Source organism: Dokdonella sp. (assembly GCF_051958935.1).
Classification (GTDB): Bacteria; Pseudomonadota; Gammaproteobacteria; order Xanthomonadales; family Rhodanobacteraceae; genus Dokdonella_A.
This window is the reverse complement of the sequence record NZ_JBQCFP010000191.1, coordinates 1-12,084: the sequence shown is the minus strand read 5'-3', so window position 1 is coordinate 12,084 and position 12,084 is coordinate 1. Positions and strand designations below refer to the sequence as shown.

10 protein-coding genes, 1 tRNA gene and 2 pseudogenes are annotated in these 12,084 nt (G+C 69.8%); 9 read left to right on the top strand and 4 right to left on the bottom strand.

The window, feature by feature from the left end:
- The 4 genes and pseudogenes from ACTHK2_RS17850 to ACTHK2_RS17835 form a co-directional block, all read left to right on the top strand.
- A pseudogene (locus ACTHK2_RS17850) lies at window positions 1-260 on the top strand (argininosuccinate lyase); the annotation flags it as partial.
- 74 nt (window positions 261-334) lie between these two features.
- Window positions 335-1,369, top strand: coding sequence for a PIG-L deacetylase family protein (locus ACTHK2_RS17845; protein ID WP_440247087.1), 1,035 nt, complete (start codon window positions 335-337; stop codon window positions 1,367-1,369).
- 27 nt (window positions 1,370-1,396) lie between these two features.
- The gene (locus ACTHK2_RS17840) at window positions 1,397-2,236 is read left to right on the top strand and encodes an alpha/beta hydrolase family protein (protein WP_440247086.1); all 840 of its coding nucleotides are present in this window, start codon (window positions 1,397-1,399) and stop codon (window positions 2,234-2,236) included.
- Window positions 2,237-2,423: 187 nt separating this feature from the next.
- Window positions 2,424-2,780 carry a hypothetical protein gene (locus ACTHK2_RS17835; protein WP_440247085.1) on the top strand — a complete coding sequence of 119 codons (357 nt, stop codon included), beginning with the start codon at window positions 2,424-2,426 and terminating at the stop codon, window positions 2,778-2,780.
- 126 nt (window positions 2,781-2,906) lie between these two features.
- Here the strand turns inward: ACTHK2_RS17835 and ACTHK2_RS17830 are convergent.
- Window positions 2,907-2,983: transfer RNA gene (locus tag ACTHK2_RS17830), tRNA-Pro, on the bottom strand.
- A gap of 320 nt (window positions 2,984-3,303) precedes the next feature.
- Between ACTHK2_RS17830 and hisS the strand changes: the two genes are divergently transcribed.
- Together hisS and ACTHK2_RS17820 are read left to right on the top strand one after the other, a co-directional pair.
- The gene (hisS, locus tag ACTHK2_RS17825; RefSeq protein WP_440247084.1) at window positions 3,304-4,701 is read left to right on the top strand and encodes a histidine--tRNA ligase; all 1,398 of its coding nucleotides are present in this window, start codon (window positions 3,304-3,306) and stop codon (window positions 4,699-4,701) included.
- A gap of 124 nt (window positions 4,702-4,825) precedes the next feature.
- Complete coding sequence (locus ACTHK2_RS17820) at window positions 4,826-6,730, top strand: HAL/PAL/TAL family ammonia-lyase (RefSeq protein ID WP_440247083.1); 1,905 nt, start codon at window positions 4,826-4,828, stop codon at window positions 6,728-6,730.
- A gap of 166 nt (window positions 6,731-6,896) precedes the next feature.
- On the opposite strand, the gene ACTHK2_RS17815 is transcribed toward ACTHK2_RS17820, so the two are convergent.
- From ACTHK2_RS17815 to gloB, 3 genes and pseudogenes are all read right to left on the bottom strand, one after another.
- Window positions 6,897-7,679: an enoyl-ACP reductase FabI gene (locus tag ACTHK2_RS17815; RefSeq protein ID WP_440247082.1), complete on the bottom strand. Its 783-nt coding sequence runs from the start codon at window positions 7,677-7,679 to the stop codon at window positions 6,897-6,899.
- Window positions 7,680-7,772: 93 nt separating this feature from the next.
- Complete coding sequence (locus ACTHK2_RS17810) at window positions 7,773-9,104, bottom strand: transglycosylase SLT domain-containing protein (RefSeq protein WP_440247088.1); 1,332 nt, start codon at window positions 9,102-9,104, stop codon at window positions 7,773-7,775.
- A pseudogene (gene gloB, locus ACTHK2_RS17805) lies at window positions 9,104-9,860 on the bottom strand (hydroxyacylglutathione hydrolase). Before gloB ends, ACTHK2_RS17810 begins: the two are co-directional and overlap by 1 nt.
- A gap of 190 nt (window positions 9,861-10,050) precedes the next feature.
- Here gloB and ACTHK2_RS17800 point away from each other — a divergent pair.
- From ACTHK2_RS17800 to dnaQ, 3 genes are all read left to right on the top strand, one after another.
- Window positions 10,051-10,743 carry a methyltransferase domain-containing protein gene (locus ACTHK2_RS17800; RefSeq protein WP_440247081.1) on the top strand — a complete coding sequence of 231 codons (693 nt, stop codon included), beginning with the start codon at window positions 10,051-10,053 and terminating at the stop codon, window positions 10,741-10,743.
- Window positions 10,740-11,204 (top strand): ribonuclease HI, encoded by a 465-nt coding sequence (gene rnhA / locus ACTHK2_RS17795; protein WP_440247080.1) that lies wholly within the window; start codon window positions 10,740-10,742, stop codon window positions 11,202-11,204. The genes ACTHK2_RS17800 and rnhA overlap by 4 nt, the downstream gene beginning before the upstream one ends.
- A gap of 110 nt (window positions 11,205-11,314) precedes the next feature.
- The gene (gene dnaQ / locus ACTHK2_RS17790; protein WP_440247079.1) at window positions 11,315-12,046 is read left to right on the top strand and encodes a DNA polymerase III subunit epsilon; all 732 of its coding nucleotides are present in this window, start codon (window positions 11,315-11,317) and stop codon (window positions 12,044-12,046) included.
- The last annotated feature ends 38 nt before the right edge of the window (window positions 12,047-12,084 follow it).

The window sequence follows — 12,084 nt, the reverse complement described above, 5'->3', positions numbered from 1 at the left end:
TGCTCGCGCGCCTGGAGTGGAACGCGCCCGCGATGCGCGTGGCGAGCGAGCCCCCGATGTTTTCGACCGACGTCGCCATGGAACAGGCGGCGGCCGGCGTGCGGTTCCGCGAGGCTTACCGGCACGCCGCGGCTGCGGCGGAACATGCCGGGCAAGGGCGCACGCCCGAGGCGAGCCTCGCCGCGCGCATCTCTCCGGGTGCGAGCGCGGACCTGCGTCTCGACGAGCTGAACGCCCGCCTCACCGCACTCGCGCCGTGATGCATCGCGCGCGAGCGATGCGCTAGGCTGTTCCTCGCCGCCCCCCGGGCGGGGCCGTACCAAAGGGAAGATCGATGCCGGCAGCATTGCCGCTCACTGCACAGGACCGCCTGCTCGTCGTCGCGCCGCATCCGGACGACGAGACACTCGCTGCCGGTGAACTCATCCAGGTCGCGCTCGACGCAGGCGCGGTCGTGCGCGTGCTGTACGCGACCGACGGCGACAACAACCCGTGGCCGCAACGCTGGATCGAGAAGCGTTGGCGCATCGATGCGCCGGCGCGTGAGCGCTGGGGGCGCCGCCGCCGCGACGAAGCGGCCGCCGCCCTCGGCGAACTCGCGGAGGGACGGGCCATCGGCGTGCGCCATCTCGGCTGGCCCGACCAAGGGCTCACCGATGCGCTCATGCATGAAGATACCGTGATCGCCACGATGCACGCGGAACTCGCGGCGTTCGCGCCGACGCACGTCGTCATGCCGAACCTCACCGACCGCCATCCCGATCACAGTGCGCTGCACGTGATGCTCGAACTCGCATTGCTGCGTTACGCGAAGCCATGTCAGCGGCTCGCCTACCTCATCCATGCCGATGCCGGTGCAGGCGGGGTCGGATTGCCGCCGATGCCCGCGCGGCAGGCACGCAAGCGGGCAGCAATGGAGGCTTACGCGAGCCAGCTCTCGCTGAGCCGCAAGCGCCTGATCGCGCTCGCGACGCGCACCGAGCACTTCACTGCGCTCGATCCACCGACGCTGCGCGAGCGCGCGACCCTGTCCATCCCGCGTCCGCGTGCGTCCCGTTGGCGTGCGCATGACCTGCTGCTCGTCCTCGCGGGCGGCGAGCGGGTGTGGCGATGGCGTGCGCGCGTTCCGCGCGGCGTGCGGTCGTTCACGCTCGATGCGGATGGCCTGGCGCTGCACGCGACCATCGCCGGCGACGCGATCGACATCGCCTTGCCGCCAACGTTGCGGGCGACCGCCGCCTGGGCGAAGCTGCATCGCAGCGGCGCGCGGCTCGTCGTGTTCGATCGCGCGACCTGGCACGCGGCGGATGCGGACGTCGTCGTGGTGCCGGAGCGAGTCGCTACCCGCATCGCCGCCGGGCTCGGCTGAATGGCGGGCGCGGCGGCGGACGGCGGCGTGCGCGAATCGATCGTGTCCGTGGTCGCCGGCGACGGCGCGCGCGCGGACCTCGCGCTGGTCGAACCGCTGCAGCCCGCCCGCCGGGTGTTGTTCTGGCTGCCTGCGCTCGGCGTGCCGGCGCGCAACTACCTGCCGTTCGCACGCGCGCTGGCGGCGCGTGGCGTTGCGGTCGCGTTGCACGAATGGCGTGGGGCGGGCTCGAGCGATCGCCGTGCGGCACGCAGGATCGATTGGGGCTATCGCGAGCTACTGCTCGAGGACATCCCGGCCAGCCGCGGCGTCGTGCGCGAGCGCCATGTGGATGCCGCATTGCACATCGGTGGGCATAGCCTCGGCGGGCAACTCGCCACGCTCACCGCCGCGCTCGATCCGGCCGACGTCGCCGGCCTCGTGCTCGTCGCGAGCGGCTCGCCGTATTGGCGCTGCTTCGCCCACCCATGGCTGATCCGCGCGTTCTACGCGAGCGTGCCGGCGATCGCCGCGGCCTGCGGATACTTCCCGGGTCGCCAGCTCGGCTTCGGCGGCCGCGAGGCGCGCGGCGTCATGGCGGACTGGTCGCGCAGCGGTCGCAGCGGCCGCTACGGCGCGGACGGCGTCCCCGCCGATCTGGAGGCTTGCCTCGCCGGCGTCACGTCGCCCGTGCTGGCGCTGCGCTTCGCCGATGACTGGTTCGGCCCGGAAGCCTCGGTCGACTGGCTCCTGCGCAAGCTTCCTGCTGCGCCGCACGAGGTCATGCGGCTCGACCGGCGCGAACTCGGAGATATTCCGGCGGACCATTTTTCGTGGATGAAATCACCTGATCCCGTAGTCCTGCGGATCTCCGATAAATTATTTTAGATGAATGAGTTATGACGATTTCATGAGACTTCATTCCATTATCGGAAAATCCGGGTAACGGAAACTTATCGTGCGATGCGGCATAATGGGCGACTACCCACCGCCGATGCGCCTTTTGCAGTGCACCGCGCGCCCGCCGGGTCCGCGTTCGCGGCTCGTGCCTGTTCCGTTCCGGAGGTTTCAATCCATGACTTACGACATCGGCATCGGACGTTGCGCCGAAGTGATCGACGACACCGTCGTCGTCAAGCTCGAAAGCGTCATGGTCGAGCGCTTGCAGCCCGGCCATCCGTGGCAGCGTCCCGGTACGAGCCTGCTGCGCCTCAAGCGCAACCTGTGCAGCTCGACCCGCCCGCCACAGCCGGATCGCGAGGTGTTCCTCGATCGCGCCGCCTTGAGCAAGCGCACGATGGGCTCGCTCGACATCGCCGGCAACGGTTCCACCGTCTCGGTCGACCTGCGCGCACTGCTCAACAACCTCGACCCGCAGCCCTCGGCGGGCCCGCAGACGAAGAGCCGCCATGCCGATCGCAAGCAGCGCTGACCGTCGCTGTTGACCGCCTGCACGAAGAACCCGGCGCGAGCCGGGTTTTTTGTTTCCGCAGGTTCGAAATGCAGCCACGAAATGCAGAAGGCCGCCCTTTCGAGGCGGCCTTCTGCACGAATGAATTGGTCGGGGTGACAGGATTCGAACTTGCGACTTCTACCTCCCGAAGGTAGCGCTCTACCAGGCTGAGCTACACCCCGACCGGGACCCGCCGTAGCGGGGCCGCGAATTCTAAACGACGGTCCGCGCGGCGTGCAACAGTCTCCATGCAAGTCGCCGCTCCGTGAAGGTCCTTGATCGACCGGCCCGCGCATCCGCGGTCGCCGGTAGGCAGGGCGCGGCGACACGCCAAGGCGCATGGGCGCCCGCGCGGCACTGGATGCGGCGTGGCGCCGCGCAGGCGCGCCGTCGCCGCGATTGCTCCGGCGCCCATGGCTTCCGGCGCGGCGAAAAGCCGCCATCTGCTACGCTATTCGTTTCGCGACGCCGCGCGTCGCCGCCCCGCCGTACCGAGGATTCCATGGCTGTCACGCAAGCCCGCACCATGCCCGGCGTGCTCGAGCTGTTGCCGCTCGACCAGGTCGCCTTCCAGTCGATGCTCGACGCAGTACGCCGCAATTTCGAGCGCTTCGGCTTTTTGCCGATCGAGACGCCAGTGATGGAGTTCTCGAGCGTGCTGCTGACCAAGGAGGGCGGCGAGACCGAGCGCCAGGTCTACTTCGTGCAATCGACCGGCGCGCTGCAGGCGGCGAAGGACGGCGACGTGCCCGAGCTCGCGCTGCGCTTCGACCTCACCGTGCCGCTCGCGCGCTATGTGGCCGAGCACGAGCACGACCTCGTGTTCCCGTTCCGCCGCTACCAGATCCAGCGCGTCTACCGCGGCGAACGCGCGCAGCGCGGCCGCTTCCGCGAGTTCTACCAGTGCGACATCGACGTGATCGGCAAGGACGCGCTGTCGGTCCGTTACGACGCGGAGCTGCCCGCGGTCATCTACGCGGTGTTCCGCGACCTCGACATCGGCCCGTTCACGATCCAGATCAATAATCGCAAGCTCATGCGCGGCTGGCTCGAAGGCCTTGGCCTCGCCGATGCCGAGCGCCAGGCCGCGGTGCTGCGCGAAGTCGACAAACTCGACAAACGTGGCGTCGACGCCGTGCGCGAGACGCTCACCGGCGACGCGTTCGGCCTTTCCGCGGACGCGGTCGCCAGGCTCCTCGATTTCGTCGCGTTCCGCTCGACCACGCTCGCCGATGCACTCGCCAAGCTCGATTCGCTCGGCGCGGGCAGCGAATCGCTCGAGCAGGGCCGTGCCGAACTCGTCGAAGTGCTGAACCTCATCAAGGCGTTCGGCGTGCCGGAATCGCACTACGCGCTGAACCTCTCGATCGCGCGTGGCCTCGACTACTACACCGGCACCGTCTACGAGACGACGCTCAACGAGCATCCGCAGATCGGCTCGATCTGCTCGGGCGGCCGCTACGAGAATCTCGCGAGCCATTACACGAAGTCGAAGCTGCCGGGCGTCGGCATCTCGATCGGCGCGACGCGGTTGTACTGGCAGTTGCGTGAAGCCGGCCTGCTGAAGGGCGGCCGCAGTACCGTGCAGGCGCTCGTCGCGCAGATGGACGACGCCGAGTTGCCGCGCTACCTCGCGCTCGCGACCGAGCTGCGCGCGGGCGGTATCAACACCGAAGTCGTGGTCGAACCGGGCAAGCTCGCCCGGCAGTTCAAGTACGCCGACCGCGCGGGCATCCGCTTCGTGCTCGTACTCGGCCCGGACGAAATCGCGAAGGACACGGTCACCGTGAAGGACCTGCGCAAGCAGGACCAGTTCGAGGTCGCGCGCGCGGAGCTCGTCGATGCCCTGCGCGTGGAGATCGAGCAGGTGGCGGTCATGCCGCGCGGCAAGGGCGATTGACCCACACGTTATTCGTCGTCATGCCCGCGAAAGCAGGCATCCATGTTGATCTTCCGCGTGAACGAAATGGATTCCCGCTTCCGCGGGAATGACACCCCGCAGTGAATTCCGGATGCCGGTAACCATGAACGATTCGATCCTCCTCGACGGCAACAGCCTCACCCGCGACCACGTCGCCGCGATCGCGCGCGGCGCGAAGGTCGAGCTCGACCCTGCGCAGCTCGCGCGCGTGCAGCGCGCGGCCGACTTCCTCGCCGACAAGGTCAGCTGCGGCGAGCCGATCTACGGCGTCACCACCGGTTTCGGCAGCAACGCCGACAAGCTGCTCGGCGCGCACCGCGTGCGTGATGAACTGCCGGGCGGCAATCCGCAACCGCGTAGCGAAACGTTGCTGGAGGAGCTTCAGCACAACCTCGTGATCACGCATGCGGTCTGCGTCGGCGAGCCGTTCGGCGCGGACGTCGTACGCGCGATGCTCGGCATCCGCATCAACACGCTCATGCGCGGCCATTCGGGCATCCGCGTATCGACGCTCGAGGCGCTCGCCGCGCTGCTCAATCGCGACGTGATCCCGGTGATCCCGCAGAAGGGCTCGGTCGGCGCGAGCGGCGATCTCGCGCCGCTGTCGCACCTCGCGATCGTGCTGCTCGGCGGTGGCGAAGCATTCGTCGGCGGCGAGCGCCTGCCCGGCGCCGAAGCACTGCGCCGTGCGGGGCTCGCGCCGGTCAAGCTGTCCTTCAAGGAAGGCCTCGCCCTCAACAACGGCACCACCCAGATGCTGGCGACCGCGGCGCTCGCGCTGCAGCGTCTCGGCGGACTGCTCGACACCGCCGATCTCGCCGCGGCGATGACGCTCGATGCGTTCGCCGGCCGCAGCGGTGCGCTGCGCGAAGAGGTGCATGCGCTGCGTCCGCATCCGGGCCAGGTCGCGGCCGCTGCGCACGTGCGCGAGCTGCTCGACGGCTCCACGCTCGTCGACATCGCTTATCACCTCGTGCCGCGTTTCCGCGGCTGGTCGGCCGAGGCGTGGAGCGATCCGCAGGACCAGCAGCAGAGCTTCGACATCGCCTGGGACTGGGTGCCGCCGTCGCAGCGCCATGGCCGCGAGGCGTTCTACCAGCGCTTCCTGCCGTTCCGCGGCGGCAAGAAGCACCAGCCGCAGGACGCCTATTGCCTGCGCTGCATGCCGCAGGTGCACGGCGCGGTGCGCGATGCCTACGAGCAGGCCTGCCGCGTCGTCGACATCGAACTCAACGCGGTCACCGACAATCCGCTGATCTTCCCCGACGCGCCGGGCGCGAAGGTCATCGAGGAGCAGGTGATCTCGGCCGGTCATTTCCATGGCATGCCGCTCGCGCTCGCGATGAGCTACGTGAAGGCGGCGATCCCCGTGCTCGCTTCGATTTCCGAACGCCGCCTCAACAAGCTCGTCGACCCGGCGACCAACGACGGCCTGCCCGCATTCCTCATCGGCAACGAGGATGCGACCGACTCCGGCTTCATGATCGTGCAGTACACCGCCGCGGCGCTGGTCAACGACCTCGCCACGCGCGCGCATCCGGCGAGCGTGTACTCGGTGCCGACCAGCGCGAACGCGGAAGACCACGTCTCGATGGGCGCCAACGAAGCGCGCCATGTGCTCGAGATGACCGGAGACCTCGCCCACGTGCTCGCACTCGAGCTCTACACCGCCGCGCAGGCCCTCGATTACCGCCAGGACATGCTCAACGCCGCGCGCCGCCTCGCCCAGCGCGGCGACTGGCGAGCGCTCGCCGCGAAGGTAGCCAACGCGCCCGACACCACGCACGCGACGCGAGCGCAGTTCGAAAGCGAAGTGCAGGCGCTCGCGAAGTCGCTCGCGCAGGCGGCCGACTTCCACGCCGGCGCCGCCGTCCGCGCGGCGCATGCGAGGATCCGCGAGCGCATCGCCTTCATGGCGCGCGCTCGCGCGATGGATGGTGATGTGAGGGCGATCTGCGACATCGTCCGCGAAGGCATCCTGCCGACGCGTCGGCGCGACGACTGCTGACGGGGATTCGCCGGGGCGAGAAGCAAAGTGGATTCCCGCGTTCGCGGGAATGACGTCCAGGTGGCTCTTGGGTCCATAGGGTGACGAACGCCCAAAGCCCGCTCGACGCCATGCCCGCGAAAGCGGGCATCCATTTTGATCTTCGATGTTCCGTGGCTGGGCGGACTCAAATCCCCGTCATGCCGAGGGTGTTGTAGCCCGCATCGACGTAGGTGACTTCGCCGGTGATGCCCGATGCAAGGTCGGAGCAGAGGAACGCAGCCGCGTTGCCGACCTCGTCGATGGTGACGCTGCGGCGCAGCGGCGCGTTTTCTTCGACGTGGTCGAGCATCTTGCGGAAGTTCGCCACGCCCGACGCGGCCAGCGTCTTGATCGGGCCGGCCGAGATCGCGTTGACGCGCGTGCCCTCGGGGCCGAGGTTGTAGGCGAGGTAGCGCACGTTCGCCTCGAGGCTCGCCTTGGCGAGGCCCATCACGTTGTAGCTCGCCAGCGCGCGTTCCGCGCCGAGATAGGTGAGGGTGAGGATCGCGCCGCCGCGTCCCTTCATCAGCGGGCGCGCGGCCTTGGCCAGCGCGGCGAGGCTGTAGCTCGAGATGTCGTGCGCGATCGCGAAGTTCTCGCGCGTGAGGCCGTCGAGGAACTCGCCCTTGAGCGCTTCGCCGGGCGCGAACCCGATCGAGTGGATGAGGATGTCGAAGCCGTCCCAGTGCTTGCCGAGGTCGGCGAACAGCGCTTCGATCTCCTGGTCCTTCGACACGTCGCACTTGAGCACGATGTTGGAGCCGAACGCGGTCGCGGCTTCGTCGACGCGGCTCTTCAGCTTCTCGTCGACGTAGGTGAACGCCAGCTGCGCGCCTTCGCGGTGCATCGCATTGGCGATGCCCCAGGCGATGGAGCGCTGGCTGAGGATGCCCGTGACGAGGGCGCGCTTGCCGTGCAGGAAACCCATGTGCTCTCCAAGATCGTCGCAGCGGAAAGCGCGGATTCTACCAGTGCGCATTCCCCGGGCGGGCGCCGTGCGGCCGCGTACGGCCGGGAGCGCTCAGCCCGCGTCGAGCCGCAGCTTGTCGCCGAGGTGCAGGGTGCGGCCGGCATGCGGATTGAGCTGCTGCAGGCGGCGCAGCGGGATGCCGTAACGGTGCGCGATGCCGGTCAGCGTGTCGCCCGCCACGACCGCGTGGGTGCGGGCGCCGCGCGCCGGCGGCGCCCCATCGTCGACAGGTTCCGCCTCGTGTCCCGGCAGCAGCAGGCGCGTCGCCGGCAGCACGGTCGCGTCCTCGCCGATCGCATTGGCGGCGGCGAGCACGGCGACCGGAATGCCGAGCTGGCTCGCCCAGCTCCCGATGCCGCTCGTGCGCGCGGCGCGCTCCTCGCGCCAATCGTTCCAGAGCGGCTGCGGCATCGCCTGCGAGGTGGCCAGGAAGCGTTCGACGCGCGTCTCCGGCAGCAGCAGCCGGTGCGGCACGCCGTCGGCCATGCGGTTGCGCCGGTACCCCGCGTTCCAGCGCTTGAGATCGTCGATGGGCACGCCGGACAAGCGTGCGGCGAGGCGCAGGTCCATGCCCGCGGGGAGTTCCGTCACGCGCAGGCGCGCGTCCGGGCCGGGTTCGGGCAGGGTGACGCGGAAGCGCGTGGGATCCTCGACGATGCAGGCGAGTGCGAGCAGGCGGTCGAGGTGGTCGTGCGTGATGCGGTTGAACTTAAGCTGTGCGAGTTCGTTCGTATCGAGATCGCGTGCGTCACGCCCGGCGAGCAGTTTCTTGACGCGGAACTCGCCGCTGTTGAACGCCATGTCGGCGAGGCGCCAGTCGGCGAACTCGCGGAAGTAGTCGGCGAGGAGGTCGAGCGCGGCATGCGTCGAGGCGAGCGCGTCGAGACGGCCGTCGTAATCCTTGCGCACGACGAGGCCGGCCTCGCGCGCGGTGACCGGCACGAGCTGCCACATGCCTGCGGGCAGCTCGCCGCGCGTCGCGATCGGCTGATAGGTACTTTCGACGTACGGCAGCATCGCGAACTCGCCGGGCAGGCCGCGCTGCTCGAGTTCGTCGACGACGAGGCCGAGGAACGGCAACGCGGTCTTCAGGCTCGCCGAAAATCCACGCGGCGATTGCGTGTACGCCTTCGCCCAGCGTTGCACGCCCGGGCTGTAGTCGCAGCCCTGCATCGCGAACAGGCTGCGCAGGCGACCCCACAGCGAGCGCTCCTGCGCACTCGCGGCGGGGGCCGGCGGCGGCTGGGTCGCGACTGCGGGCGCGGGCGTTTCCACGGGCGGCACGGGCGACGGCACCTTCGGCGGGCGAGTCGGCGGCGCCGCGCAGGCGGCGAGCAGGAGCAGGCCGCCGCCGAGCAGCGCGGCGCGCGCCGTGCGCCGCATCACGGCGCGGGCATCCGGAAGTCGTCCTTGCGCCGGCGCAACGCGGCGAAGCGCGCGACGCGGTCATCGACGCCGAGTGCGTCGCGCAGCGCGGGCGTGTCGATGCGCAGGAACGGGTTGCTCGCGCGTTCGTCGGCGAGCGTCGAGGGCACGGTCGGTTCGCCGCGCGCGCTGTGCGTCCGCCTGTGCCGCGCGTGCGGCGAGCGCCGCGTTCGACGGATCGATCGCGCGCGCAAAGGCGCAGTTCGCCTGCGTGTACTCGTGGCCGCAGCACACGCGCGTGTCACCCGGCAGCGCGGCCAGGCGTTCGAGCGAGGCGAGCATCTGCGCGGGCGTGCCTTCGAACATCCGGCCGCAGCCGACGCTGAACAACGTGTCGCCGCAGAACAGCACGCCGGCGCCGTGATAGGCAATGTGGCTGCGCGTGTGCCCCGGAATCGCGAGCACGTCGAACGCGAACGCGGGATGTTCGAGGACGACGCGATCGCCGTCGCCGACGCGCACGTCCGCATCGGTGATGCGCTCGTCGTCCGGCGCATGCACGCGGCAGCCGTGGCGCGCGGCGAGTGCCCGCGCGGCGCCGATGTGGTCGTCGTGGTGATGCGTCAGCAGGATCGCGCGCAGGCGCAGCCCGTGTTGCGCGAGCGCGCGTTCCACCGGCGGCGCTTCGCCCGGATCGACGACGAGCGCATCGCTGCCCTGCGCGAGCAGCCAGATATAGTTGTCGGCGAGCGCGGGCAGGGCGAGCAGAGTCATGGGCGCCGGACTATAGGCCAGCGTCGCGGGCGGTGACGTTAAACGATCATTAGGTCGGCATCGGTCGCGTTACACTGCGCCGCGGCGGGCACCTTGCGCGAGGCATGGCGCCTGCCATCGGATCGGCGCAAGTCCTTGATCCGCGAACGAGAGCCGTCGATGCGACGGCGCCACCTGGATTTTGCACCGCGTGATCACCGGTCCCGACAACCTGTTCGTCCTGCCCGAGTTCGAGGCGCTGCTGCACGACGAACTCGCGCGCGTGCCGGCGCTCGTGCTGCGCCAGCCCGCGGGTGCGGCGTTGCTGCTGCAGGCAAGCGCGGCGAATCGCGCGCTGGCGGCGGACTTTTGCCACCTGCGCGCGACGCGCGTGCACGTGGAAGGCCAGCGCTTCGCCGGCGACGTGCGCTGCGCGGCCGATGCGCTGCCGTACGAGGGCGATGCGTTCCAGTTCGTGGTCGTGCAGCATGCGGCCGATGCGCTCACGGCGCCCGACGCGCTCGTCGACGAACTCGCGCGCGTGCTCGCGCCGGGCGGCACCTTGCTGTGGTTCGGCCTCAACCCATGGAGTCCCTGGATGCTCTGGCTGCATTGGCAGGCGCGACGCGGGGTCGCATTGCCGCACGCGCGCCATCCCGACGCATTGCGCCGTCGCCTGCTGCAGGCGCAGCTCACGCCGGGCGCGAGCACCACGCTCGGCGCGTGCTGGCCGACGTCCGGCAAGAGCGTCGACGGCGCGCGCGTGTTCGCACCGCTGCGTGGCGCGTGGATGCTGTCCGCTTCGAAGCAGCGCTCGGTGCTCACGCCGTTGCGCCAGCGACCGCTGCGAGCGGTCACGCCGCAGCCCTCGCTCGCGGTGCCGACCCGGCGCGTGCGTGCATGAGCGGCGGTCAGCAGGTGGTGCAACTGTTCACCGACGGCGCCTGCCTCGGCAACCCGGGCCCGGGCGGCTGGGGCGCGCTGCTGCGCTTGGGCGACCGCGAGAAGGAACTCAGCGGCGGCGAGGCGCAGACGACCAACAACCGCATGGAACTCATGGCCGCGATCGCGGGCCTCGAGGCGCTCACGCGGCCGTGCAAGGTCGAGCTCACGACCGACTCGCAGTACGTCAAGCGCGGCGTCGAGGAATGGATGGCGCGCTGGCGCGCGAACGGCTGGCGCACGAGCGACAAGCAGCCGGTGAAGAATCGTGACCTGTGGGAGCGGCTCTCCGCCGCACTTGCCTCGCACGAGGTGCGCTGGCACTGGGTCAAGGGACACAATGGGCATGACGAGAACGAGCGGGTGGACGAGTTGGCGCGGCAGGCGGCGCTGGCGGTGCGAGGGCTGAGGGCAGGGGGCTGAGGCATCGCGCCGGCCACCGCTCACCGCGCATTGAAGCTCCTTGCCAGGAAAACCACGGCCCTCCACGCTTAGCCCAATCCCGAATCCCGAATCCCCAATCCCAGTCCCCGATGCGCCAAGTCATCCTCGACACCGAAACCACCGGCCTCGAAGTCCAGCGCGGCCACCGCGTGATCGAGATCGGCTGCATCGAACTCGTGCAGCGCCGCCGCACCGGGCGCGAATTCCACACCTACCTCAATCCCGATCGTGAGATCGACGAGGGCGCGCGCGCGGTCACCGGCATCGCCGACGAATTCCTGCTCGACAAGCCGCGCTTCGCCGAGATCGCGCAGGAGTTCCTCGACTTTATCGACGGTGCCGAACTCATCGCGCACAATGCGAGTTTCGATGTCGGCTTCCTCGACGCCGAACTCGCCCGCGCGGGCATCGCCGAGCCGCGCATCGCCGCGCGCGCGCAGGTGCTCGACACGCTCGTGCTCGCGCGCGAGAAATATCCCGGCCAGCGCAACAGCCTCGACGCGCTGTGCAAGCGCCTCGACGTCGACAACAGCCATCGCGGCCTGCACGGGGCGCTGCTCGACGCGAACCTGCTTGCCGACGTCTACCTCGCACTCACTTCCGGCCAGGGGGCGCTCGGCTTCGGCGACGAGGCGGTCGCCGGCGAAGTGCGCATCGCCGCCGAACTGCGCATCGTCACCCGCCCACGCGTATTGCGGGCGCTCGACGCGGAGATCGTGCTGCACGAGGCCCGCATCGCCGCGATCGACAAGGCGAGCCGCGGTGCCTGCGTGTGGCGGCGCCTCGACATGGAAGCAGCCCCGATCGCCGCCACCGCGTAGGGCGGGTCGAGCCGCGGAGCGGCGAGTCCCGCCGCGCC

Excerpts from the sequence above, each read along its gene's own strand:
- hisS (WP_440247084.1), top strand. The coding sequence starts at position 3,304 with ATGGCTGTCACGCAAGCCCGCACCATGCCCGGCGTGCTCGAGCTGTTG.
- ACTHK2_RS17815 (WP_440247082.1), bottom strand. The coding sequence starts at position 7,679 with ATGGGTTTCCTGCACGGCAAGCGCGCCCTCGTCACGGGCATCCTCAGC.
- ACTHK2_RS17810 (WP_440247088.1), bottom strand. The coding sequence starts at position 9,104 with ATGCGGCGCACGGCGCGCGCCGCGCTGCTCGGCGGCGGCCTGCTCCTG.
- ACTHK2_RS17845 (WP_440247087.1), top strand. The coding sequence starts at position 335 with ATGCCGGCAGCATTGCCGCTCACTGCACAGGACCGCCTGCTCGTCGTC.
- dnaQ (WP_440247079.1), top strand. The coding sequence starts at position 11,315 with ATGCGCCAAGTCATCCTCGACACCGAAACCACCGGCCTCGAAGTCCAG.
- ACTHK2_RS17835 (WP_440247085.1), top strand. The coding sequence starts at position 2,424 with ATGACTTACGACATCGGCATCGGACGTTGCGCCGAAGTGATCGACGAC.
- rnhA (WP_440247080.1), top strand. The coding sequence starts at position 10,740 with ATGAGCGGCGGTCAGCAGGTGGTGCAACTGTTCACCGACGGCGCCTGC.
- ACTHK2_RS17820 (WP_440247083.1), top strand. The coding sequence starts at position 4,826 with ATGAACGATTCGATCCTCCTCGACGGCAACAGCCTCACCCGCGACCAC.